The organism is Prevotella pectinovora (assembly GCF_041323955.1).
Lineage (GTDB): Bacteria > Bacteroidota > Bacteroidia > Bacteroidales > Bacteroidaceae > Prevotella > Prevotella pectinovora.
Window position 1 is genome coordinate 2,261,902 of record NZ_JBGLIV010000001.1, and the last position, 25,729, is coordinate 2,287,630.

A 25,729-nucleotide genomic window follows, 5' to 3' on the forward strand; every position below is an offset into this window, starting at 1 on the left:
AACTTTTTATCAAAGTCAATATTAAATTACTATCTTTGCACGGATAAGAAGTGCATAAATCACTATGTTGACCTTCGAGACAAACTTTAAATCAGCCTTCAAAAGGCGCTAATCGAGAATATAACTTAAATTTATTAATAACTTAAAAATCAAATTCAACAAAATTATGGCAAATTCACAGACAAAAGCCCCAGCCAAGGCTAAGAAGCAGGGCTTTCAGGGCGTTCGCGCAGCGTTTTGGATCATCGTACTCTGCTTCATCGCAGGTGTATGCTTCTACGAGTTCGTTCTCGGTAACCCAGGTAACTTCCAGGGTGGCGACAACGCAAACGCTCCACTTCCAGGCAACTTGCTCGGTACTATCTACAAGGGAGGTATCGTCGTTCCTGTCATCATCACACTTCTCTTCACTGTGATCGCACTTTCAGTAGAGCGTGGTCTGGCTCTCCGCACTGCAAACGGCAAGAGCAGCCTCGTTAAGTTCGTTGCTAACGTTAAGGCAGCAGTTTCAGCCGGCGATATGGCTAAGGCTCAGCAGCTTTGCGACAAGCAGCAGGGTGTTGTAGGTAACGTTGTTACAGCTTCTTTGAAGGCTTACTCAGAGATGGAGAATACTCCAGGTTTGAAGAAGGAGCAGAAGGTTTCTAAGATCCAGCAGGCTCACGAGGAGGCTGTTCAGCTTGAGATGCCTACTCTTCAGATGAACATGCCAATTCTGGCAACTCTCGTAACACTTGGTACTCTTACCGCTCTGTTCGGTACCGTTGTGGGTATGATCAAGTCGTTCGCCGCTCTTGCAGCCGGTGGTGGTGGTGACTCTCTCGAGCTCTCTACCGGTATTTCTGAGGCCCTCGTCAACACTGCTTCTGGTATTTTGACTTCATGGTGCGCCGTTGTTGCTTATAACTACTACTCAAACAAGATCGATAAGCTCACTTACGCTCTTGACGAGGTTGGTTACACTATCGCAAAGACATACGAAGCTAACCATACAGAAGAGGCTTAATCTTTATTACTAACCCTTTAAAACTTTATTCATTATGGGTAAGATAAAGATTAAGAAAGCCGACGTCTGGATAGATATGACCCCTATGTCTGACGTTATGGTCCTTCTGCTTACCTTCTTCATGTTGACGTCAACGTTCGTGAAGAATGAGGCAGTGAAGGTAAATGCGCCGGGCTCAGTGTCAGAGATCAAGGTTCCAGAAACAGAAGTTCTGCAGATTATCGTTGACAAGGATGGTAAGATCTTTATCGGACTTGACAAGCCAGGATATATGCAGGAGATGCTCGAAGGATTCAAGAGCAAGTTCTCAGGTCTCTCTCTCTCTGCTATGCAGGAGAAGAACTTCGTTGGACTCGCATCCTTCGGTATGCCTATGAATAAAATGTCTGATGTTCTCAAGCATGAAGCAGGAGACGTCAACAATCTTCAGAAGGAAATGGGTATTCCTACTGACTCCATCAACGGAGGCATGAGTGAATTCCAGTGCTGGGTAGACGCCGCACGCAACTCTTCTTTTGGCGACAAGATGAAGGTTGCTATCAAGGCTGACGCCGCAACTCCATACAAGGTTGTAAAGAAGATGATGTCTGAGCTTCAGGACATGAGTGAGAACCGTTATTATCTTATCACTACATTAAAGAAGGAGGAGGCTGAATAATATGGCAAAGAAAAAAGGTTCAAGACAGAAAAAAGCCGAGACCCGCGTCGACTTCACCCCAATGGTGGATATGATGATGCTTCTTATCACCTTCTTCATGCTCTGTACTTCTCTGAGCAAGCCTCAGTCAATGCAGCTCACCATGCCAAGTAATGATAAGAACGTGAACGAGCAGGACCGTTCTGCTACCAAGGCGTCACAGACTCTGACTCTGTACCTTGCAGGCAACGACCAGATCTATCACGTAGACGGTATTCCACAGTATGACAACCCTGCATGTCTGAAGAAGACTACATGGGGTGCTGACGGTATCCGCAGCGTCTTGATCAACCACAGGACTGAGGGGGGTTACACTCCTGTCAAGAACATCATGGCAGCAAAGAAACTTCTCGATTCAGAGCGTGCAAAGGACAAGAGCATGAGCGACTCTGTTTACAACGCCAAACTTGACAAGATCAAGAAGGGTGAACTGGAAACAGGTAAGGTTCCTGCACTGACAATCATCATCAAGGCTTTGGATACTGCATCCTATAAGAACCTTGTAGATGCTCTCGATGAAATGCAGATTTGTGCAATAGGTAAGTACGTTATCGACAAAGTAAACGACGACGACATGCGCCTTCTGAAGGCAGCCGGCGTTAAGTAAACGATGTTGATAGTTTTCTAAAATTAAACATTTTAAAGAAAATGGCAAAAATTGATCTTATATCAAATGAATGGGCTGACATAGTCTTCCAAGGTCGTAATAAGGTCTATGGTGCTTACCAACTGCGTAGAGGTACAAGCAAGCGTAATATCGTTTCAATGATATTCGTTGCTGCCGTCGCAGCGGTTGCATATTTAGGACTTGCAGCTTATAACTCATATCAGGAAGCTCAGAAGGCTAAGTTCGAGGCTGAAATGGAGGCATCTCTCCTTGAGGCAAAGAAGGAGGCCAAGGTTGAGAAGAAGACCGAGACTCCTAAGGTGGAGCAGGTGCAGAAGGTAGAGAAGGTTAAGTCTTCTATCGCCTTTACACCTCCTGTCATCAAGAAGGACTCTGAGGTTAAACCTGAGGAGGAAATGAAGACTCAGGATGAGTTGAAGGAAACCAAGACTGCTATCGGTGCTTTCGACGTTAAGGGTAACGACGAGGCAGGTGGTACAGTGCTCAAGGCCGTTGAGGAGATTGCAGCTCCAGAGCCTCCAAAGCATGAGGAGGAGCAGAACAAGATCTTCGAGGTGGTAGAGCAGCAGCCTCAATTCCCTGGCGGATCTGTAAACGGATGGCTCGCTGATCATATCAAGTATCCAGTAGTTGCTGCTGAGAATGGTATTTCGGGTCGTGTAGTTGTACAGTTCGTCGTAGAGAGAGACGGTTCTGTATCACAGGTTAGGGTCGTTCGTGGTGTTGACCCATCACTCGACAAGGAGGCACAGCGCGTAATCAGCAGCATGCCTAAGTGGATTCCTGGTAAGCAGAATGGCCAGGCGGTACGTTCAAGATTTACCGTACCTGTAACATTCCGCCTTCAGTAATCTCACATAGACGAGATATCTAACAAGAAGAGTAGAGGAATTGCCTTATAGAAGGTGGCTTCTGCTCTTCTTTTTTTTCTCTGACATACAGAGAAATATCCTAACAGAATAATTTATAAAACAAGTGGCTCCAAGAACAACGGGGCTGTCACAAAACAAGAATTATCATGAAGCGAACGACTTACACATTTCTTACAATGATGGTTGCATTATTGGTTTTCTGCGCATGTTCAGGGCAAAAGTCCAAGAATGCAAGAACTGACACCTACTCGTCAGGCAAAATGACATTGATGTGCGATGAGAGCTTCAGCCCTATCGTGGAGGAAGAGCTTGCCGTATTCCATGCCATGTATCCTGACGCTCATGTCACAGCGAAATACACAAATGAGATTGATGCCTTCAACGCACTGATGAAACAGGACGTGCATCTCATCATAACGGCAAGGAACCTGTCTAAGAAACAGCTCGAATATTTCAAGAGCATGAAGATACAGCCACGTTATTTCCCGCTTGGCTACGACGGACTGGCGTTCATCATAAACAAGAACAATGTTGACTCCTGCATAACGGTGAAGGACATCAAGAGAATCCTCTCCGGACAGGCAACAAAGTGGAACCAGATAAACAAGGGTTCGAAATTCGGAACCATCGACGTGGTGTTCGACAACAAGCAGTCGGCAGCCGTGAGATGGGCAGTAGATTCTATCCTTGGCGGCAAACCTATCAACAGTCCTAACATCTCGGCCGTGAACACAAGTGCTGAGGTCATCAAATATGTTGAGAAAACTCCTAACGCCATCGGCATCATCGGCAGCAACTGGCTCAACGACAAGCGAGACACTACAAACGTGACATTCAAGAAGAACATCACGGTTATGTCGGTATGTCAGATGGAGAAGGCTACGGAGATGAACAGCTGGAAACCATACCAGCTATACCTGCTCGATGGCAGATATCCGTTCGCAAGAACGATTTACGCACTGCTTGCCGACCCGTTCCATGGACTGCCCGTTGGCGTGGCAAACTTCATGCAGTCGCCACAGGGACAGAAGATTATCCTGAAATCTGCTCTCCTCCCCTATCGCGGAGACCTGGAATGGCGCAGCGTTCAAGTTAATGATGATTAAAAGAACAAGAATATTTTCTCTTACAATGCAATTTATCAAGCGGATAAGTGTTAGATAAATAAAAATAAGTATCTTTGCATACGCAAAAAAAAAAGAGACTAATAGAAAAGAACGATCATCAATCACTATCTTAAAAACAAGAGAATTATGAAAGCAATAAAATATCTATTCATGGGAGCGCTGATGACAGTATTCAGCGGCTCTGCTATGGCACAGACAAGCGTCAAGGACGCTGTTAACGCCATCAAGACAAACAAGGACAAGGCTGCTGTGGCATCTATCGTGAAGGCAGCGGTGAAAGAGAACAAGAAAGACGCCAAGGCTCTTGCAGCCATCGGTCGTGCTTATCTCGACGTAAAGGACACAGCCAACACCCGCAAATACGGCGAGATGGCTGTAGAGTTGACAAACAAGGCAAAGACCGGCAAGGTGGGCGACGGTTTCGTGCTCCTCGGCGACTTGGCTTACTTCAACGATGACCCAGGCGCTGCTGCTGCCATGTATCAGAACGCTTACTATGCTGAGCCAAACAACATCAGCGCTTACGTAAAATATGCCCGCGTTATGCGTGGTGTGTCTCCAGACATGGCTGTAGAGCAGCTGGAGAAGGTTCGCACACTCGATGCGAACTTCCCTGTTGACGCTGAAGCAGCCCACATCTACTATGAGGCTGCAAAGAAGAACGGCAAGTATATGCAGAAGGTGCTCGACTACTATAGCAAGGTGACACCTGCCAAGCTCTACGACCACGAGCCAAGCTACCTTACAGAGTATGCACTGGCTGCATTCGCAAACCAGAAAAATGATGTTTCAAAGGAACTCTCCGTTTATGGTCTTTCAAAGAACCCACGCAACTCCGGCTACAACCGTCTGGCTCTCTACAACTCTTTCGAGCTGAAGCAGTATGACGAGGCTGCAAAGTATGTTGACGCCCTGTTCAACAAGAGCGACTCTGTAGACCTCACAGCAAACGACTACAAATACGCCGGACTGACATACAGCGCTCTGAAGCAGTATGACACAGCCATCGAATACTACAACAAGCAGCTTGCTGAATGCAAAGAAAACGCTCAGAAGGCAGCAGTCATCAAGGACCTCTCTGACGCTTACAAAGCAAAGGGTGACTTCGCAAAGTCTTTGGAACTCTATGAGCAGTATCTCACTCTTAACCCAAATGTGGGCATCAACGACTACAACGGTCTTGCCAACATCTACCGCAACCAGGCTGCCAGCCAGACTGGAGCTGCCCAGGAGGCATCTGTGAAGAAGGCTGTTGAGATCTACAACCAGATGAGCGAGAAATATCCAAGCAATGCTGACTTCTGCAACTTCATGGCAGCACGTACTCTCGGTCTTATCGACGCTAATCAGACAAAGGGTCTGGCAAGACCTTACTACGACAAGCTCGCCAAGCTGATTGAGGAGAAGGGTGTGAAGGACGATTCTGACAAGGCTCGCATAACTGAGGCTTACACATACCTCGGCATCTACTTCTACAAGATCAAGAACGACAGCGCTGCTGCCAAGCCATTCTTCGAGAAGCTGATCCAGATCGACCCGGAGAACCCGACAGCAAAGCAGGTTCTCGCTACATACTAAGAAACGGATTTCTTATAAATAAAATCTAATGATTAAACCCCAGACGGTAATTATATCGTTTGGGGTTTAATTTTCTTTATCTATTCACAAAAAAATGAGAAGTACGCTTGCTCAAATGGGGCAAGGTGCTTGCCCATGTGGGGCACTGTGCTTGCCCAAGTGGGGCACGCTGCTTGCCCCTAATGGGCACAAACATTGCCTGAACAGTGCCCAAATGATTTATGGAATGAATACTTAAGTAAAGGAGTGAAACAATTAGCGTCATAACAGACTCCTTTCGGTTGAAAACGCATGATGTTTCGATGATAAATCAATGCTTTTGAACCGATAAGACTCTCCTCCTTTGCGTTGAAAAGGCATGATACTTAAATGATACTTAAATGACACTTTTCTGTAAAACATTCAGAAAAGTATCATTGATCCAAGTCGTTGGTCTACAGCATCTTAGGGTATTCATTAGAGCCCGGAATGATACTATGACACTATTTCTGAGGAAAAACCATATACACCAGCATAGCGATACGCTACAACAAAAGACTACACAAGCCGAAGTATAGGTGCAAAATGTATAGACAAGTGGTGTAAAGCTACGTATTACAACAATACGACAGGTGACCAGTTTATTTGCCTAAATGATATTGGTGGAAAAGGAATCGGATATATGTAAAGTATATATCATTCCAAAGAGGAATGAACAGTAAACGCAATAAAAAAAGAGCCTCCCCGAAGGAAAGCTCTGATTTTCTAAAACTTAATAATATATGAGATTGTCATCCCATAAGTTCTGAAGGAACTCCGTATTACTCACCAAGGCTGATAGCCTCAGATGGGCAAACAGAAGCACATGTACCGCACTCTGTGCATGCATCTGCGTCGATAGAATACTTGTCGCCCTCAGAGATAGCACCTACTGGGCACTCATCAATACATGTACCGCATGCGATACAATCGTCACCAATTACGTAAGCCATAATTATTTATATTTTAAAGTTAATAATGTTCTTGTACTGTTTTTCTCGTACGATGCAAAGTTAGATATTTTATTTTAAATACCTAATATTTGGTACGGTTTTTTTTGCTTTCGAGTAAAAAATATCAGTTTCGACGTTCCTCAACTCCTGTTTCACATATTATTAAGTATATAATGAACCAGGGCGATAATCATTTATGGGTATTGCAAAGAAGAAGGGAGAAATCAGGAAATGAAAAAATCAGTAAGGAACAGGATTATGGCATATAAAGTAATTTTAAGCCATAACCAAACATTGATGCCTCCCGAAATGCAATAAGACGCCAAATTCTACGTTATCAGTAAATAAAAACGATAACCGATGAAGACAATTACAAGACATATACTGATTCTGTTCGCCTTGCTGATGGGCTGCACGGCCATGAAAGCGCAAGACACACAGGTGCAGAATCGACCGTATACCGATTTGCGACCGTTCCACTTCGGTGTGATGGTGGGAACACACCTGCAGGATCTGGAGTTCGTGGGCATGGGACCGCAGACGATAACGACAGACGACGGCACGGTGGAGAAGATAATCACCACCGACCAGGACAAGTGGGACGCCGGATTCACAGTAGGTGTGCTCGGTGAGCTGCGCCTTGGCACACACTTCGCCTTCCGCCTCGCTCCGGCAATGTATTTCGGAACAAGGAACATCAAATTCATGAACCTGACGGACAAGACCGGCGAAGGAAAGAACGTGATGCAGAACCAGGAGCTGAAGACCATCTATATCTCTTCTGCCATGGACCTCATCTTCAGCGCACCACGCTTCAACAACCACCGCCCTTATCTCATGGCGGGAGTGAACCCTATGCTGAACCTCTCAGGCAGCGACAGCGACTATATCAAGCTGAAACGCTACGACGTGTTTCTGGAAGTGGGACTGGGCTGCGATCTCTACCTGCCCTTCTTCAAGCTGCGACCTGAACTGAAATTCTGTTACGGACTGACCAACTGTCTCGACACAGACCACCCGAAACGATTCAAAGACCCGAGCATGGCAGACCGCTTCATGTATGCAAATTCAGTGAAAGAATGCCGGAGCAAAATCATCGCACTGACATTCTACTTTGAATAAACGGAAACGAACAAATATCATGAACAGACTTCCCTTTGTGATTACCAGACATGACAAGGCAATCACAAAGGGAAGTTCAGTTATATGCAATCATCAATAAACTCCAAGCGGACTGACGTCATCACAATACCGTCTAAATGCAATCAAGATATTGCAAAAAGAGACAAAAGTGACATTAATCAAAGAGAAAACAGAAAAAAAGTAATTCAGAAGTTCAACTTATTTGATATTTTCATATATTTGCAACCATAAACCCAAATCAGTCTTCAGGGCTTGCTTGGGCTTTAATTTTTTAAGCAGTCAAACTTAAATATCAAATACTTATGAACAAAATTCCATTAGTTTTCTGGCTGATTCCCGTAGCAAGCATCGTGGCATTGGGAATGGCATGGTATTTCTTCCGCACCATGATGAAAGAGGAAGAGGGAACCGACCGTATGAAAGAGATTGCAGCACACGTGAGAAAGGGTGCGATGGCATATCTCAAACAGCAATACAAGGTGGTGGGCATAGTATTCATAGTGCTTGCCATAATATTCTCATTCATGGCATACGTGCTTGAAGTGCAGAACCCATGGGTGCCGTTCGCATTCCTTACCGGCGGACTGTTCTCCGGACTCTCCGGATTCTTCGGCATGAAGACCGCCACATACGCCTCTGCACGCACAGCCAACGGAGCACGCACAGGACTGGACAAGGGACTGAAGACTGCATTCCGCAGCGGCGCCGTGATGGGACTCGTAGTCGTGGGCCTCGGACTCCTCGACATCGCCATCTGGTTTCTGATTCTCAACGCTGTATATGCCGATGAGAAGACTGCCCTGATAACCATTACCACCACAATGCTCACATTCGGAATGGGAGCCTCAACACAGGCGCTCTTCGCACGTGTGGGCGGCGGAATTTACACCAAGGCAGCCGACGTGGGAGCCGACCTCGTGGGAAAAGTGGAAGCCAACATACCGGAGGATGACCCCCGCAACCCTGCCACCATCGCCGACAACGTGGGCGACAACGTGGGCGACGTGGCTGGAATGGGAGCCGACCTCTATGAGAGCTATTGCGGATCTATACTCTCCACTGCTGCTCTCGGCGCCACGGCATTCGCCATGAACGGCGACATGCAGCTGAAGGCTGTCATAGCTCCGATGATAATCGCGGCGATAGGCATCTTCCTCTCGCTGATCGGAATCTTCCTGGTGCGCACCAAAGAGGGCGCATCGATGAAAGACCTGCTTCATTCGCTCGGTCTCGGCACTAACGTCAGTGCCGTGCTCATCGCCATCGCCACATTCTTCATCCTCTATCTGCTGGGAATTGAAAACTGGCTCGGACTGTCGTTCTCGGTAATCAGCGGTCTGGCAGCGGGAGTAATCATCGGACAGGCTACAGAATATTACACATCACAGAGCTACAAGCCTACACAGAAAATTGCAGAGGCATCGCAGACAGGACCTGCCACGGTAATCATCAAGGGCATCGGCACGGGGATGATATCAACGATGGTGCCAGTGGTGACCATCTCCGTGGCTATCATGCTCAGCTACCTGTGTGCCAACGGTTTCGACATGTCGCTATCAGCCAAGAGTCTCAGCACCGGTCTCTATGGCATCGGCATCGCTGCCGTGGGAATGCTCTCCACACTCGGCATCACATTGGCTACCGATGCCTACGGCCCTATCGCCGACAATGCCGGCGGCAACGCCGAGATGAGCGGACTGGGCGAGGCTGTGCGTGAGCGCACCGACGCTCTCGACGCTCTCGGCAACACCACAGCGGCAACGGGAAAGGGATTCGCCATCGGTTCGGCGGCGCTAACGGCGCTTGCATTGCTTGCCTCCTATATAGAGGAGATAAAGATTGCCATGGTGAGAGCCTTCGAGGGCGGCAAGCAATATGTGGATGCGGCAGGAAACATCTTCGACCCTACAAACGCTTCTACGATAGACTTCATAAACTTCTTCCAGGTGAACCTCATCAACCCGAGAGTGCTCGTGGGAGCATTTCTCGGAGCCATGGCGGCATTCCTCTTCTGCGGACTCACGATGGGTGCCGTGGGACGTGCTGCAGAATCGATGGTACAGGAGGTGCGCCGACAGTTCCGCGAGATAAAGGGAATACTTGAAGGCAAGGCTACACCAGACTACGGACGCTGCGTGGAGATAAGCACGAGGAGCGCACAGCGGGAGATGATAATCCCGTCGCTGCTCGCCATAGTGATACCGATAGTGGTAGGCTTGGTATTGGGAGTTGCCGGCGTGCTCGGATTGCTGACCGGCGGACTGGCGGCAGGTTTCACCCTCGCCGTGTTCATGTCGAATTCGGGCGGAGCATGGGACAATGCCAAGAAGATGATTGAGGAAGGACACTTCGGCGGCAAAGGCAGCGAGAACCACAAGTCCACCATCGTTGGCGACACCGTGGGCGACCCATTCAAAGACACTTCCGGTCCGTCGCTCAACATCCTCATCAAACTGATGTCGATGGTCAGCATCGTGATGGCAGGACTGACGATTGCTTTCCTGTAAATACAAATCGGCAACACGGTCTGAATTATCCTCCTTAAAAAATACCAACATGCCCCGCCATGACAATCTCTATGTCGCGGCGGGGCATGTCGTAAATATATAATTTAAGACGTAGATTTATCCTTCATGTCGTAAATCTATCCTTCATGTCGTAAAAGACAATCCTTTAGAGCTTTATCACTTCAAGATCGTCGGGAACGAACACGTTGCCAGAGAAATTCTCTTTCACTTCTTCGGTATAGCGTTCCTTACGATGAGCGAGGTCGGAGTCTTCGGTATGATATACAATAAGATTCCTGACACCGGTCTTCTCTGCCATTGTTCCGGCATCGAGTGCGGTACTGTGGAATTTCTCGTATGGACGGAAGCGCTCCCTGTCGGCATACAGACAGAAAGCCTCACACATCATCCAGTCGGCACCGGCGGCATGTTGCAGCGTCTGCTCCGAACAAGGTTCGTCGCCCATACACACCAGTCTTTCGCCATTGCCGAAGCGCAGGGAGAATCCATATTGCGGTTCCTTCTTGGAGTGGATGTCGAAACATTTCACATCCATCGTGCCCACCTGGAATCCGTCTCCGTCGGCAAGGCGGTGGAACAATATCTCCGAACCTATGAGAGCGTTGTATTTCTTGTGCAGGGTCATTCCGCAGATGGCGGTTATCACATCCACCACCTTGCCGTTGCCATACACGTGGAGCACCCCGTCGTAGCGCCTTTCAAGCACATGCTGCATTATCACTCTCACCACCCATACCACTCCGAGCACGTGGTCGGTATGGGCATGTGTAACGAAGAGGTGATGGATATCATCGATGGCGACTCCAGCCTTGGACAACTGTCCCAGGATACCGTTTCCGCCACCGGCATCAACCATCAGCCTGTCGCTCCCCGACTCCACCACGAAACAGGTGTTGTAGCAGCGAGTCACCGTGGCGCTACCCGTGCCGAGCATGATTATTCTGTTTTCTTTTTCCATATACTCTTTCCCGTTTGCCAGCCTGTTGCTGTCGTTGCCTGCAACCGAAACATTAATATCTCTTGTTGTTTCCATGTGTCTTCCTTCTTTTATCAGCATCACAAGACATCATGATGCTACAAATAAAAAAACTATGATACTACAAATACTTCGATACCGCAGGGCACAAAAAAAGGAGGTTCCGAAGACCTCCCTTTGTGTGATCCGCTTGGGGTTCGAACCCAAGACCCCAACATTAAAAGTGTTGTGCTCTACCAACTGAGCTAGCGGATCTCCGTATTTGCTTTATTATCAAAAGCGAGTGCAAAGGTATGACTTTTCTGTCAAACAACCAAATATTTTAATGATTTTTTTATTCTGACGTATTTTCTTGCTATATCGTTTGGAATATTTTTCCTTTTATTATACATTTGCAACCTCATACGGGAGAAACACAATGTTCTTACGAGAAAGACACAATATTCTTAGAAGGAAAATACAATGTTCTTGTGACAGGAATACAATATTTTCTTGCGGGAAACACACCATGATAAAACTATAAATTAAAATATGAGACATTTTCCTTTATTGGCAATCGCTGCCCTATGCGCATTGCCGACACAGGCGCAGGAAACTGCACCGAAACTGAAAATCGGAGCCGAGACAAAGGTGGGCTTCTACAACGACAGGGTTGGCGGCGAACTGAGGCATGACCACTCTGGATTCAAAGGCGACCAGCTGAACGTCTTCGTTGACGGACAAATCAACGAAAAGGTTTCTTTCGCCTTCAGACAGCGACTGAACAAGAAAATCGAAAGAAACGACATTTTCCAGGCAACAGACTGGATGTATGTAACCTATCAGGCGAACAAGAACTGGGGAGTTTCTGCCGGTAAGGAGATAGTATGGATAGGTGGATACGAATATGAGAAAGCTCCTATCGACATCTATACGGCATCTGAATTCTGGAACAACGTGACTTGCTTCAAATTCGGTGTAAACGCTGCATATACCTCTAACAGTGGCAAAGACACCTTCTTCGCACAGTTCTGCGAGAGCTCTTTTGCCACCGCCGACAGACACGACATGTTTGCCTACAACCTCTATTGGACCGGCACTCACGGCATCTGGAGCACCACCTATTCTCTCAACATGATGGAATACGAACCGAGCAAATTCATTTCATACATAGCATTGGGCAACCGATTCAACATGGGACCGGTGACGCTGGAACTGGATTTGATGAACCGTGCTGCCAGCCATCAGACATATTTCTTCAAAGACTGCTCTGTGATGGCAAACCTGATATACGGCGTGATTCCCATGCTGAACATCTACGGCAAAGTGACCTACGACGTGAACAAGACTGACACCGATGCCGACAAATACGTGATGGCCGGCTCGGAGCTGACCACGGTGAGCGGCGGACTGGAGTTCTTCCCTGTAAAGAACAAGAAGAACTTCAGAGTGAACCTCGGTGTGGCACACACCAGCGGAAAGAACACAAACCCTGACGGCACGATGCTCAACGACAGACTGACTATTCAGGCTGGCGTATCGGCAAAGATCGACCTGTTCAAAATGGGTTATTGATAATGTCATGGCAACAGCGCATCTGCCAACAATGGCAGATGATGCAATGCCCGGACGACAAAAAACCAAGAAAACCTATTCAGAATAAATCCAATACCTAAGACATCAACAAAAAGGAATATGGAAAACAAAACCAAGAAAAGAAGTCTGCTGCCAAATGGCTGCTTGTGCGTCCTCATCGTAGTGGCGCTGTTCGGATATCTGGGCTATGTGATGGGAGTTCCCAACATGCTCAACACTATAATGAAGACCGCCCACGACCTGCTGATCAACACAGTGTTCTATCTCATGAGCATCTGCGTGATAACGGGAGCCTTGGGCAGGGTATTCGTGGAGTTCGGCGTGGTGAGCCTGCTTGAGAAGCTATTGCGCCCGCTGATGAAACCGGTGTTCAATCTCCCCGGTGTGTCATCGCTGGGAGCCGTGATGACGTTCCTCTCAGACAACCCCGCCATCATATCGCTTGCCAACGACAAGAGATTCGCCTCGTTCTTCAAGAAATACCAGTATATTTCCCTCACCAACTTTGGAACGGCATTCGGTATGGGTCTTCTGGTGATGGTGTTCATGGTGGGCAACGGATTCTATGCTGCACCATTCATCGGTCTCTTCGGAGCCTGCTGCGGATGTGTCTGCTCCACACGTCTCATGCAGTTTTTCATACTGAAGGCTTTCCCTCAGTATGCCCATGAGAATGCCGTTGAAATAGAAGAGGAGGAAATGACTGCCGAAGAGAGCGACAAACCGAAGAAGTCTGTCTTCATCCGTCTGCTCGACGGTCTGCTCGACGGTGGACGAAGCGGAGTGGATGTGGGTATAGCCATCATCCCCGGTGTGCTCATCATCTCTACGTTCGTGATGATGTTCACCTTCGGCGAAGGTGCCAACGGATACGACGGTTCGGCATATCAGGGTGTGGAACTGCTTCCAGCCCTTGCCTATAAGATAAACTTCGTGTTTGAATGGCTCTTCGGATTCAACGACCCACATCTCGTGGCATTCCCTATCACCGCTCTCGGAGCTGTAGGCGCTGCATTGAGCCTGGTGCCAGGTTTCATTGAGCACGGATGGGTAGATGGCAACGCCATTGCGGTATTCACGGCAATCGGTATGTGCTGGAGCGGATTCTTGAGCACCCACACTGCGATGCTCGACTCTCTGGGCTATCGCGACTTGACTCCAAAGGCTATCATCGCCCACACCATCGGCGGTTTGGTGGCAGCCGTCTGCGCCCACCTGGTGTATATGGGATATACCTTGATATTCGCTTGATAATCTCATACACCCTGATATTCGTCTGACAATCATCTGATATCATTGGTCCCCAGAAACGACAAAAGCCTGCAAGCAGAATTTCATCGACTGCATGCAGGCTTCTGTCGTTTCTTTAATACCGTTGTATTATGACAAAGGTATTTTAATTATCTTTGAGGGTTGCAGCAGCAGTGGCTGCGCCATCCGCGACTTCTGTGGATTCGGCATCGGCATGTTCTGCCGCCTTGTCTTTTGTGACATATCGCTGATAGTAGGCTATCAATATCGTTGTCAGCGGCAGGGCTATGATAAGTCCTATGAATCCGAGCAGCGTGCCCCACACAGAGAGGGCGAGGAGCAGGATGGCGGGATTCAGTCCCATCGCCTTTCCCATCACCTTCGGCGTCACCACCATGTCTATTATCACCTGCACGATGCAGAACACCGCCACGGCACTCGCCAGTATCACCCAGAAGTTCTGTCCTGTGTCGGCAGCCTTGAGCAATGCGAGGAATGCCGTTGGAATCAGGGCAAAGGTATGCAGATATGGCACGAGGTCCATGATGCCTATCAGTATTCCCAGACCGATAGCCATCGGGAAGTCGATTATCGTGAAACCTATGCAGAAGAGTATTCCCATTATCAGTGCCACGAGCGACTGTCCACGGATATAGCTGTTCAGCTCGCGCTCCACGTCTTTCATCAGCGACTGCCAGAACGGGCGCACCTTCTTGGGGAATATCTTTATCCAGCTCGATGAGAGGTACTCATAGTCGAGCAGGATGAAGAACATATAGAGCAGCGTTATCAGCGACGCCACGATGCTCAATATCACGTTTGCCGTCTGGCCGAGCACGCTGAAAAGTTTCGGCATCGCCGACTTGATGGCGTCTGACACGTCTTTGCGCTTGAACACCTGTTCTATCGCCTGTCTGTTGTCATGCAACCACTGCTGCACCACAGCCTGGAAACTCTCGCCGTTGGTACCCTGCTTGACATATTGCATCACGATGTCGCCGAGTTTCTCAAACTGGTCTATCATCGGCGGAATGATGAGATAGAACACTCCACCGATGACGGCAAGCACGAACACCAGCGCCACTATGATGGACAGGGCTCGGGTGGGCACATGCAGTTTATACTGCACGAACTTCACTATCGGATACATCAGATATGCCAGCAGCCAAGCCACGAAGAATGGCAGGAGCACGCTGCTCAGGAAATTCATCGTATATAACACGCCGCCCACAAGAAGCACGATACCGAGTATTCGCACAAAGCGGTCGAAAGTAATCTCTTTCTCCAACATAAACTTCTATACTTTTTTTATTATTACAAGTCACACCATTGTTTTATATCCGGCGAGCTACACCTTAATTTATGCAACTGGCCCGACACCACCATGCGTCCTGCCCAAAATCAGCGTCCCTGCAGCTCGTTGTCATTCACGATGCGCTGGTAACACTCCCTGCAAAGCGGTTCATATTCCATCTGCTCGCCCAGGAGCACACGCTTATCGTTTGCCACGAGCCGATGGCTGATATATGCCAACGCTCCGCATTTCACACAGATGGCATGCACCTTGGTCACCTCGTCGGCAATGGCACAAAGGGCGGGCATCGGACCGAAAGGTTTGCCCTGGAAGTCCATGTCGAGCCCTGCCACGATGACTCTCACGCCACGGTTGGCAAGGTCGTTGCACACGTCCACCACTCCATCGTCGAGAAACTGTGCCTCGTCGATACCCACCACATCGATGTCCGACGAGAGCAAGGCGATTGTAGACGATGAGTCTATCGGTGTGCTCGGTATCGAATGCTGGTCATGGCTCACCACATCCACATCGGAATAGCGGGTGTCGAGCGACGGCTTGAAAATCTCCACTTTCTGCTTGGCAAACTTGGCCCTTTTCATTCTCCTTATCAGCTCCTCTGTCTTTCCGGAAAACATAGAGCCGCACACCACTTCTATCCTTCCGGGGCGGTGTGTCTCCCCTGCTAAATTATTGTTCATTTGAGCACAAAAGTACAAAGACGTTTTAAAAATTGCAAAGAAACTATCAGTTTTTTTGCTCCTCCTGATTAATATCCTTATATTTGTGGCTCATATGGGAACATTGTATATCGTGCCGACGCCTGTCGGCAATATGGAGGACATGACGCTTCGCGCCATCCGCATCCTGAAGGAGGCCGACCTGGTGCTTGCCGAGGATACCCGCACATCGGGCATCCTGCTGAAGCATTTTGAGATAAAGAACCAGCTTATGGCACACCACAAGTTCAACGAACACGGCACATCTGCCGGCATCGTGGAGCGGTTGAAGGGTGGACAGACTGTGGCCCTCATCAGCGACGCCGGCACTCCCGGCATCAGCGACCCTGGCTTCTATCTCGCCAGAGAGGCTGTGGCTGCCGGCATCACGGTGCAGTGTCTGCCTGGCGCAACGGCATTCGTGCCGGCGATAGTGGCATCGGGACTTCCCTGCGACCGTTTTTGCTTCGAGGGTTTCCTGCCTCAGAAGAAGGGACGCGCCACTCGTCTGGAGAGCCTCACCGAGGAGTCGCGCACGATGATTTTCTATGAGTCGCCATACCGTGTGGTGAAGACGCTCAAGCAGTTTGCCGAATATTTCGGCGGTGACCGACAGGTGAGCGCCTGCCGCGAGATTTCAAAGATACACGAAGAGAGCGTCAGAGGCACCCTCGACGAGGTGATAGCACATTTCGAGGAGATTCCGCCGAAGGGCGAATTCGTAATCGTGCTCGCCGGAAGGCCGGAGGAGAAGAAGGACAAGAAGGAGAACAGGCAGAAGAAGGAAAGGAGAGGCAACCGACCTGCCCCTGCCGAAGACGAAGAACAAGGAGAATAAAAGGTAACCCCAATATAACTTTAGAAAAAGTTAAACAACAAGAAAAGTAAAAGAACGGAAAATAAGATACTCATGAAAAAGATTCTATTTATCGTGTTCTGCCTGGCGACGATAGTTGCCTGCAAGAACGAGAAGGCAACGGGCGAACTGTCTAACATAGTACAGAACGACTCACTTCAGAAAATCATCGCCCAGCGCGACCAGGAGATAAACGACATGGTGGGAATGCTCAACGACGTGGAAGAGGGATTCCGCGCCATCAACAAGGCTGAAGAGCGTGTCACCATAGCCAAAGAGGGCGAGGGACAGAACAAGCAGGAGCAGATAAAAGAAAACATCCAGTTCATACAGCAGCGCATGCAGCAGAACCGCGAGCTCATCGCCAAACTGCAGCAGCAGATGAGAGAGAGCTCTTTCAAGAGCAGCGAACTGAAACGCACCGTTGACAATCTCATAAAGCAGATGGAGGAAAAGGACGAACAGCTGAAGCAGCTGCGTGCCGAACTTGCCGCCAAAGACATACACATCGCCGAGCTTGACCAGACCATCAGCGACCTGAACACGAACATGAGCGATCTCAAGACGGAGAGCGAACAGAAGACCCAGACCATCAATTCGCAGGACAAGCAGCTCAACACGGCATGGTTTGCCTTCGGTACGAAGAAGGAACTCAAGGCGCAGAACATCCTCGTGAAGGGCAAGGTGCTGCAGGGCAACTTCAACAAGAGCTACTTCACCAAGATAGATATCCGCGTGGAGAAGGAAATCAAACTGTATTCCAAATCGGCAAAGATTCTCACCATGCACCCATCGAGCAGCTACTCGCTCACCACAGATGCCAAAGACCAGTATGTTTTGCGCATCACGAACCCTGACATCTTCTGGAGCACAAGCAAGTATCTCGTAATCCAGGTGAAATAATACTGACTGCCCACAACGGGACAACAGACTGAAAAAAATACCGGCAAGAGGTTGGACCTGCGGACTCCGCGGTTCTACCTCTTGTCTTTTTTTATATAATACTGGCAAAAGCGGAACTCGGAACGGCAAAAGTTCTCAAACGGCCTTTTACATAAACACTTCTGCCCGCCAATCATAAACTGAAAATACAATGTGTATAAGCGTTGATGCACTCTGATTTAACCACGAAAATCAAAGAAACCTTTACCGCCGCTGCAATATTTGTTAATCAATCGTTGTTAACGAATATTAAAAGAAAAACTTAAAGTAAAAACTGCACGACATAAAGCTAAATCGCTAAAAATCAGTGGCTAAGAAATTTTCACAACATTGCGACCCCTTTAAGACAATGGCTTGAAAAGATGTAAAAGACATTGTGAAGTCGTTTTTTTTTATTATCTTTGTACCGCAAACTAATTAAAATGGCTGCCGAAAGTCAACAGAGAGAAGGATAATGTCGTTTATTGTCATCCCGATTCCAAGCCCGGCAGGCCAGAACCTAATGCGCTTAATGAACCATCGTCACACCCAAGAGTGAACCCACATGAAACATGTATGGGTATGGTCTTCTTTTGTGTCTGCCTGGAAACAGGCAAGATGACGGCGCATAAAAAAAACGGAAACGGAATATGAACATTAAAAAAAGCATCAAGATTGCTCTCGCAGCATTGTTCGTGGCTGTCACACCGACATTCGCACAGCTGCCAGACAACGATAACGACCAGACAGACGAAATCGACAACTATGACTTCCTGTATTCGGAAGACGGCAATGTGGACAACTACGACGTTGCTTCAATGGAAAACCTCATGGACGAGGCATTCTCGCTCATCGGCACACGCTATCGCTCAGGAGCATCGGGTCCCGGCGGCTTCGACTGCTCGGGATTCACAAGCTATCTCTACAAGCAGATGGGAATAGAGCTCAACCGTTCTTCTCGCGGACAATACACCCAGGGCGAGGCTGTGGCAAGCAGCAATCTGCAGACCGGCGACCTCGTGTTCTTCACCAGTCCCCGTTCCGGCAAGGGTATCGGCCACGTGGGAATCGTGGTTGACTACGACCCGATGAACGGCAACTTCAGTTTCATCCACGCCAGCATAAAGGGCGTGAAGGTGAGCCAGAGCACAGAGCCTTACTACTCTCGCCGCTATGTGGGCGCAAGAAGGATTACTCAATAACACACGTATACTATAAAAATCTCTTATGAAAGCATTAGCTTCATTGATGATAATTGCAGGGATATCCATCGCCTGCACTTCAACGGGCACCGAGCGCAAAGGCTCTGTGCCCGTTGGCGTTTCCGACACTATAGCAGCCAAGGCTCCTGCCGACAAGGGAAAGCAGGCACCTGCGGCAAGTATGACATCTGACAGAAGAGCCAAGGGCGGCACACTGAACCTTGCCTTCGTGGGCGACATAATGCCGGGCACTACATTCCCCGACAGCCGTCTGCCGGAGAAAGACGGCGCCACGCTCTTCAAGGATGTGGACAGCATCCTGACAGTTGCCGACGTGGCGGCAGGAAATATGGAGGGCGCCCTCGCCGATGAGGGGGAGACGACGAAGAAGGGTGGCAAATTCAGCTACTCCTTCCGTGTGCCAACCCGCTACGGCAAACTGATTGCCGATGCCGGCTTCGACTTCATGAGCATGGCGAACAACCATGCCTTCGATTTCGGTCTCGACGGCGTGAAATCCACCGAGGCCACTCTCCATTCCAACGGCATAGCATATTCGGGCATCGGCGGAAGAAAGGAAAGTGCGATAGTGGAACGCAACGGCATCAGATACGGATTCTGCGCCTTCGGCCACAACTCTTACACACTGAAGCATGCCGACCAGGAGAACGTGAAGAGGATTATCGGCAATCTCAGAGAGAAAGCCGACATCGTGATAGTGTCGTTCCACGGCGGAGCGGAGGGTACGGCACACAAACACTTGCCACAGGGCAAGGAGATGTTCCTCGGAGAGAACCGCGGCGACCTGAGAAACTTCGCCCACTTCTGCATAGACAACGGTGCTGACGTGGTGTATGGCCACGGACCGCATGTGGTGAGGGCTGTGGAACTATACAAGAATCATTTCATAGCATACAGTCTTGGCAATTTCTGCACTCCATACGGCGTGAACATCAGCGGCATATCGGGTTATGCTCCGGTGCTGCAGCTCACCGTCAACGCAGCCGACGGCACTTTCGTCGGCGGAAAGATAAACTCTTTCATCCAGCAGCGCGGCAAGGGTCCGCGTCGCGACCCTCTGAACCTTGTGGCGAAAGAGATACGGAGTCTGACGAATGCTGACTTCAGCAATCCGAAACTCACTATTGCCAACGACGGCACGATAAGCAAAAGATAATACTAATTAATGGCATTTCGGTTGGAAATGCCATTTTATATTTTTATCTTTGCAAAGATAAGATATGCTGCACCTCAGCATAAGACAAAGAAGACACAAAAATACATAAGTATGAACAAACAGTTATCAATTACATTTGTCGCGGCGGCTACGATGCTTTCTGCCTCTTGCGTCTCCCATTATGAGATGCAGAACGTGGACAGGAGCCGAATCCTGATCGACAGCAGATACGACAAGGCTGATGCCAAGTCGGAAGCCTTCATAGCTCCATTCAGAGCTCAAGTGGACAGCGTGATGGGGCCGGTGGTAGGCAAGACGGCAAAGGCTCTTGAGAGCTACCAGCCGGAGAGTCCGTTGTCTAACCTCCTTTCCGACATACTGCTCTGGAGCGGAAAGGACTTCGGCGAGAAGCCAGACTTCGCAGTATACAACGTTGGCGGAATACGTGCGGCTTTCCCAAAAGGAAACATCACGTATGGCGATGTGCTCGATGTGGCACCGTTTGAAAACAAGCTCTGCTTCTGTTCGCTGACCGGCGAGAAGGTGACGGAACTCTTCCAGCAGATGGCTGGATGGGGCGGCCAGGGCGTGAGCCAAGGTGTGGCGGCAGTAATGGACAAGGACCTGCATCTGCTGAGCCTGAAGATAAACGGCGAGGAGGTGGACCCTAAACGTGTATACCGCATCGCCACTCTCGACTATGTGGCTGAGGGCAACGACAGGATGGTGGCTTTCAAGAGCAAGACCGACGTGAAGAATCCTGACGGCAAAAAGAACAACGTGCGCGACCTCATCATCAGATATTTCAAGGAAGCCTCGGCAAAGGGCATCGTAATCGACGCCAATGTAGAGGGAAGATTCGTAAGAAACAAATAACCACGACACTATGAACTACAAGAAGATATTCCTTATCGCCTTGATGTGCGCCACGATCAGTTGCGCATCGGCGAAGATAAAGAAGCTGGTGATTCTCCACACAAACGACACCCACAGTTGTGTAATGCCTCTGAAGACCACTCTCAAAGACACTCTCGTGGCAGGACGCGGCGGATTCCTGCGCCGTCTGGAGATGGTAAAGGAGCAAAGGGCTGCCAATCCGCAGCTGCTGCTGTTCGACAGCGGTGACTTTTCACAGGGTTCGCCATACTATTCCATGTTCCGCGGCGATGTGGAGATTGGTCTCATGAACATGATGGGCTATGATGCCGCTACCATCGGAAACCACGAATTCGACTTCGGCATCGAAAACATGGCACGCATCTTCAAGATGGCGGAATTCCCCATCGTATGTGCCAACTATGACTTCAGCGGCACTTGTCTGGAGGGCATCGTGAAGCCTTATACCATCATAAAGAGAGGCGGAATGAAAATCGGAGTGTTCGGTCTGGCGCCGGAACTCGACGGACTGGTGTCGGCAAAGAACTGTCCGGGAGTGAAATACCTCGACCCTGTGGAGAAGGCGCAGCAGACTGCCGACTATCTGAAGCTGAAGGAGAAATGCGACATCGTGATATGTCTCTCGCATCTGGGATGGAACGAAGACGCCATGAACGACAAGGTGATGATGGCAAAGACACGCAACATCGACCTCGTGCTCGGCGGTCACTCTCATTCCATGTTCAAAGAGCTGAGATATGCCAAGAACCTCGACGGCAAGAGCATCGGCAACGACCAGAACGGCAAGAGCGGCATCTACGTGGGCAAACTGGTCATCGACATGAAGAAGAAGTGACAAGTCTGTAAACTTGTGAAACGGCAATAATTTATTTACGCATGAAGAACACCATCACCACTATCGCCGTTGTCCTCATAACATGTATGACGGCAACGGCACAACGCACTCCAAAACACGAATTCGACTTTGAGAAGGTGACTGTGGGTGGAGAGAAGAAAGAGATAAACTGGAAGAACCTTTACAGATTCTTCGACTCCTGGCAGCCGGGCACCCCACCCTGCGGTCTGTCAAGAATCGACGACGAGTTCTTCATCTCGCGCCAGCGTCCGCTCAAGCGCATCACCGACGGCGACTATCAGGTGAGAAACGATGTGGAGGCTGAGCGCAGGATGTTCCTGTGGACACCGCTCGACGACCCTACGACGAAATGGAAGGCTCTGCCCCGCTACTGTTTTGAGGGCGACAACTTCTCTATGTGGCAGTATATCGACACCCACGGCAACTGGTCGGCACCATGGCTGAGAGTGTCGGCTGGCATCAGCGATGCGGCGGCTAAGAATGGTGTCACGGTGGGATGCGTGCTCTCGGTGCCTTGGGATGCCGAAGTAGGCGACACCGTGAAGGCGGACTATTCGCAGACGCTGATGAAACTGGCGGAGAGAAACACCGACGGTTCGTTCAGAAACTCGCTGAAACTTGCCCGTCTGATGAAATACTACGGCATCAACGCCCTGGGAGTGAACTCGGAATTCAATACCGACAAGGCAACGATGATGCGGCTGCAGGATTTCTTCATCGACGTCCACCGCAAGGCGAAGGACATTGGATGGACATTCGAACTGCAATGGTATGACGTGACCGACGACAACGGAGAACTGTCGCTCGACTGCGGACTCGGCGAACAGAACAAGAGGATGTTCGGCGCGAAAGACAGCATCGCCACAGACCGCCTTTTCGCCAACTACAACTGGACGGACGACATTCTGAAGGCGTCGGCAAAATACGCTCGGTCGCTGGGCAGAAGTCCTTACGACTATTATGCAGGATTCGACATTCAGGGACGTGCCTGGAACAACAAGCATTGGCAGGACCTCGTGAACAACGACATATCGGTGGGCGTATGGGGAGCACACTCGCAGAACCTGCTGCACCAGAGCGCCACCGACGACGGCACGGCTGACGTCATCATCCAGAAGGCGTATCTGCTGAAACAGGAACTGTCGTTCTCCGGCGGCTACCGCAACCCTGCCCTGCTGCCGGAGGTACGTACAGACTGCTCACTGTCTAACGCTGACCTCAGAACCTTCCACGGACTTGCCCGTCTGCTGACGGCAAAGTCAACGATACAGCAGGTGCCGTTTGTCACCCGTTTCAATCTGGGCAACGGACTGCACTACTACAAGGACGGAAAGGTGGCTTTCGACTCCAAATGGTATAATCTCAACACCCAGGACTACCTGCCGACATGGCGCTTCTGGATAACCGACGAGGATGACCGGACTACGGCAGAGAACATCGGCTCGTTTGTAAATGCCGAACTGTCGTGGGACGACAGCTACACCGGAGGCTCGTGTCTGCAGCTGCATGGAGCGACGAAGTTCTCACGCATAAAACTCTTCAAGACAAAGCTGCTGACGGAGCCTTCCTACGAACTGTCGCTGACATACAAGATGCCGAAAGGCAGGGACACACACGCCAGACTCTTCGTGGCGCTCAAAGGCAACACGTCGGAATACAAGGAGATAGCACTGCCTGCAGCAAAAAGGGAGAACACATGGACCACATTCAAGACGCCTCTGAAAAAGCTGGGACTGAAAGCCGGCGACGAGGTAGCCATGATGGGCATCGTGGTGGAAGGCACGGGCGACGACTATGTGATGAACATCGGCGAGATGGCTGTCCGCAACCCCAGACAGCGGTTCAACACCGTGAAGCCATGGATAAAGGAAATAGAGGTGATGCGGGGATGGAACCACACCGTGGACTTCAAGATGCGCTATGCCTCCAAGGAGGAAAAGGGCGACGAGAAGACATACAACGACGAGGTGGGCACCTGGTATTACGAGATATACTTCCAGCAGAAAGGCAGACCGCAGCAGCTGCTCACCGCCACGGAATCATGGGCGGCATACGTGATCGGCGCTCCGCTGGCTGAAGGCTGCAAGAGGGAATGCCGATTCGGCGTGCGTGCCGTGTCGCCGGACGGACAGCAGGGCTCTGACATAGCATGGAGCGACTACAGGGTGATCGAATACAACGCCCTGAACAGCACACCGGCCATCGACCGCGACAGGATAAAGCCGGGGGAGACTTTCACCGTATTTTATAAGGACAACATGATGCCGCCGGCAAAGGAATGGAGAATCATCGACGCTCTGACGGACAAGGTGGTGGCGAAGGCGGAGAACTCCACTTCCATCACCACGAGTATAGACAAGGATGGAATCTACGACCTGATGACTATCAACGGCGACGGATCGCAGACGATGACACGAGGACTGGTGAAGGTGTCGCCTCTCTCCTCCACATCGAAGGCGCTCAAGCTCAACGACCCGTATATGCTGACAATTCCTGCCGAGGCGTTGCCTGGACTGGAATATTCGGTGGCTCTATGGGTGAAGGCTGACGACTGGACGCATGACAAGCAGGGAACAAACATCGTGTCGAAGAATTCAATAGCCGACAAATGGCCGTTCAACAACTGGGGCGACCTGTGGGTGCAGGTTTGTCCGCCATGGACCGACGAGAAGAGCGGCAAGAACCATCCTGCCAACGAGATAATGTATCGCACGATGGGCTGCGGCGGCGACATCGAAGGTCACGGCGACATGACGACAGACGGATACAGCATCCCGGCAGGCGTGTGGACGCACATCATGGTGACGCAAGACAAGGAGAAGGTGCAGAGGGTGTATATAAACGGAAGGCTCGTGGCCGGTCCGCTGCAGATGCCGGAATCGACACGTCGCGAACTGATGCCTGCCGACAACAAGAGGATTGACCACAACGCAGTGGCTGACATCCGCATCGGCGGAAGCGGTGTATATAAGGCAGGCCTCAACGGTGCCATCGACGATGTGCAGATATGGAACAGGGCGCTGACCGCCGAGGAGGTGTTGCGATGCATGAGGGGGTTCACCGACAAAGAGGTGCCGGAGGGCCTTTCTGCCTACTTCACTTTCGAGGAGACCGACGCCGACGGTGTATTCCCTAACCACGGCAAGACTCCTGGCTGTCAGGCTCGCATCATGAGGATGGCCGACTCTGGAGGCGAATACACAGGAAAGGCGAAATATGTGGACCGCAACGGCGAAACGCACATAAAGAGTCAAGTCTCAACAAGCGACCGTCCGCTGTAAAAATCAACTTAACCCCAAACAGTCTAATGACCGTTTGGGGTTTAACCCAAATCGGTCGTTAGGGCTTGCTTGGATTTTGATTTTTAGAAGAGTGGATTTTGGTTGGCTTTTAATGAGTAATAGCAAGCTGTTGCGAATTAAAAACGGACAAAAGACGCCTTATAAAAAGCAAAA

At 49.8% G+C, this 25,729-nt stretch carries 21 protein-coding genes and 1 tRNA gene; 17 read left to right on the forward strand and 5 right to left on the reverse strand.

Features of this window, described 5'->3' with window-relative positions; all coding sequences use genetic code 11:
* Window positions 1-166 precede the first annotated feature (166 nt).
* From ACDC99_RS08850 to ACDC99_RS08875, 6 genes are all read left to right on the forward strand, one after another.
* Entirely contained in the window at window positions 167-1,006 is an 840-nt protein-coding gene (locus tag ACDC99_RS08850; protein WP_022316311.1) for a MotA/TolQ/ExbB proton channel family protein, read from the forward strand.
* 34 nt (window positions 1,007-1,040) lie between these two features.
* A complete protein-coding gene (locus ACDC99_RS08855; RefSeq protein ID WP_022316310.1) occupies window positions 1,041-1,664 on the forward strand; it encodes an ExbD/TolR family protein in 624 nt (207 codons plus the stop codon).
* Between the two features lies 1 nt (window position 1,665).
* Window positions 1,666-2,310 (forward strand): ExbD/TolR family protein, encoded by a 645-nt coding sequence (locus ACDC99_RS08860; protein WP_042520135.1) that lies wholly within the window; start codon window positions 1,666-1,668, stop codon window positions 2,308-2,310.
* Window positions 2,311-2,351: 41 nt separating this feature from the next.
* Window positions 2,352-3,182 (forward strand): energy transducer TonB, encoded by an 831-nt coding sequence (locus ACDC99_RS08865; protein WP_022316308.1) that lies wholly within the window; start codon window positions 2,352-2,354, stop codon window positions 3,180-3,182.
* Between the two features lie 167 nt (window positions 3,183-3,349).
* On the forward strand, window positions 3,350-4,309 hold the full coding sequence (locus ACDC99_RS08870) for a PstS family phosphate ABC transporter substrate-binding protein (protein ID WP_044065745.1): 960 nt from the start codon (window positions 3,350-3,352) through the stop codon (window positions 4,307-4,309).
* 147 nt (window positions 4,310-4,456) lie between these two features.
* Window positions 4,457-5,908: a tetratricopeptide repeat protein gene (locus ACDC99_RS08875; RefSeq protein ID WP_288768124.1), complete on the forward strand. Its 1,452-nt coding sequence runs from the start codon at window positions 4,457-4,459 to the stop codon at window positions 5,906-5,908.
* Window positions 5,909-6,708: 800 nt separating this feature from the next.
* Here the strand turns inward: ACDC99_RS08875 and ACDC99_RS08880 are convergent.
* Window positions 6,709-6,879: a DUF362 domain-containing protein gene (locus ACDC99_RS08880; RefSeq protein WP_022316305.1), complete on the reverse strand. Its 171-nt coding sequence runs from the start codon at window positions 6,877-6,879 to the stop codon at window positions 6,709-6,711.
* Window positions 6,880-7,239: 360 nt separating this feature from the next.
* Here ACDC99_RS08880 and porT point away from each other — a divergent pair, with 360 nt between their 5' ends.
* Together porT and ACDC99_RS08890 are read left to right on the forward strand one after the other, a co-directional pair.
* Window positions 7,240-8,001, forward strand: a complete 762-nt coding sequence (gene porT / locus ACDC99_RS08885; protein ID WP_082026279.1) for a type IX secretion/gliding motility protein PorT/SprT — start codon at window positions 7,240-7,242, stop codon at window positions 7,999-8,001.
* A gap of 323 nt (window positions 8,002-8,324) precedes the next feature.
* A complete protein-coding gene (locus ACDC99_RS08890) occupies window positions 8,325-10,529 on the forward strand; it encodes a sodium-translocating pyrophosphatase (RefSeq protein WP_278841926.1) in 2,205 nt (734 codons plus the stop codon).
* A 166-nt stretch (window positions 10,530-10,695) separates the two neighbouring features.
* Here ACDC99_RS08890 and ACDC99_RS08895 read toward each other — a convergent pair whose 3' ends face one another.
* Together ACDC99_RS08895 and ACDC99_RS08900 are read right to left on the reverse strand one after the other, a co-directional pair.
* Entirely contained in the window at window positions 10,696-11,508 is an 813-nt protein-coding gene (locus ACDC99_RS08895; RefSeq protein WP_370756922.1) for an MBL fold metallo-hydrolase, read from the reverse strand.
* A 200-nt stretch (window positions 11,509-11,708) separates the two neighbouring features.
* Window positions 11,709-11,781: transfer RNA gene (locus ACDC99_RS08900), tRNA-Lys, on the reverse strand.
* A gap of 276 nt (window positions 11,782-12,057) precedes the next feature.
* Here ACDC99_RS08900 and ACDC99_RS08905 point away from each other — a divergent pair.
* Together ACDC99_RS08905 and ACDC99_RS08910 are read left to right on the forward strand one after the other, a co-directional pair.
* Entirely contained in the window at window positions 12,058-13,080 is a 1,023-nt protein-coding gene (locus ACDC99_RS08905; protein WP_042520144.1) for a porin, read from the forward strand.
* Window positions 13,081-13,200: 120 nt separating this feature from the next.
* Window positions 13,201-14,352, forward strand: coding sequence for a CD0519/CD1768 family membrane protein (locus ACDC99_RS08910; RefSeq protein WP_022316300.1), 1,152 nt, complete (start codon window positions 13,201-13,203; stop codon window positions 14,350-14,352).
* A gap of 145 nt (window positions 14,353-14,497) precedes the next feature.
* On the opposite strand, the gene ACDC99_RS08915 is transcribed toward ACDC99_RS08910, so the two are convergent.
* Together ACDC99_RS08915 and ACDC99_RS08920 are read right to left on the reverse strand one after the other, a co-directional pair.
* Window positions 14,498-15,643 (reverse strand): AI-2E family transporter, encoded by a 1,146-nt coding sequence (locus ACDC99_RS08915; RefSeq protein ID WP_370756595.1) that lies wholly within the window; start codon window positions 15,641-15,643, stop codon window positions 14,498-14,500.
* A gap of 110 nt (window positions 15,644-15,753) precedes the next feature.
* A complete protein-coding gene (locus tag ACDC99_RS08920; protein ID WP_042520147.1) occupies window positions 15,754-16,347 on the reverse strand; it encodes a thymidine kinase in 594 nt (197 codons plus the stop codon).
* Window positions 16,348-16,441: 94 nt separating this feature from the next.
* Here ACDC99_RS08920 and rsmI point away from each other — a divergent pair, with 94 nt between their 5' ends.
* From rsmI to ACDC99_RS08955, 7 genes are all read left to right on the forward strand, one after another.
* Window positions 16,442-17,203 (forward strand): 16S rRNA (cytidine(1402)-2'-O)-methyltransferase, encoded by a 762-nt coding sequence (gene rsmI / locus ACDC99_RS08925; protein WP_044065766.1) that lies wholly within the window; start codon window positions 16,442-16,444, stop codon window positions 17,201-17,203.
* 72 nt (window positions 17,204-17,275) lie between these two features.
* The gene (locus ACDC99_RS08930) at window positions 17,276-18,124 is read left to right on the forward strand and encodes a Cbp1 family collagen-binding glycoprotein adhesin (RefSeq protein ID WP_022316296.1); all 849 of its coding nucleotides are present in this window, start codon (window positions 17,276-17,278) and stop codon (window positions 18,122-18,124) included.
* Window positions 18,125-18,792: 668 nt separating this feature from the next.
* On the forward strand, window positions 18,793-19,344 hold the full coding sequence (locus tag ACDC99_RS08935; protein ID WP_022316295.1) for a C40 family peptidase: 552 nt from the start codon (window positions 18,793-18,795) through the stop codon (window positions 19,342-19,344).
* A gap of 25 nt (window positions 19,345-19,369) precedes the next feature.
* Complete coding sequence (locus tag ACDC99_RS08940; protein WP_370756596.1) at window positions 19,370-20,521, forward strand: CapA family protein; 1,152 nt, start codon at window positions 19,370-19,372, stop codon at window positions 20,519-20,521.
* A gap of 111 nt (window positions 20,522-20,632) precedes the next feature.
* Window positions 20,633-21,397: a 5'-nucleotidase C-terminal domain-containing protein gene (locus tag ACDC99_RS08945; protein ID WP_042520225.1), complete on the forward strand. Its 765-nt coding sequence runs from the start codon at window positions 20,633-20,635 to the stop codon at window positions 21,395-21,397.
* A 43-nt stretch (window positions 21,398-21,440) separates the two neighbouring features.
* The gene (locus tag ACDC99_RS08950) at window positions 21,441-22,253 is read left to right on the forward strand and encodes a bifunctional metallophosphatase/5'-nucleotidase (protein ID WP_042520226.1); all 813 of its coding nucleotides are present in this window, start codon (window positions 21,441-21,443) and stop codon (window positions 22,251-22,253) included.
* A 41-nt stretch (window positions 22,254-22,294) separates the two neighbouring features.
* Complete coding sequence (locus ACDC99_RS08955; RefSeq protein WP_370756597.1) at window positions 22,295-25,555, forward strand: endo-beta-N-acetylglucosaminidase; 3,261 nt, start codon at window positions 22,295-22,297, stop codon at window positions 25,553-25,555.
* Window positions 25,556-25,729 lie beyond the last annotated feature (174 nt).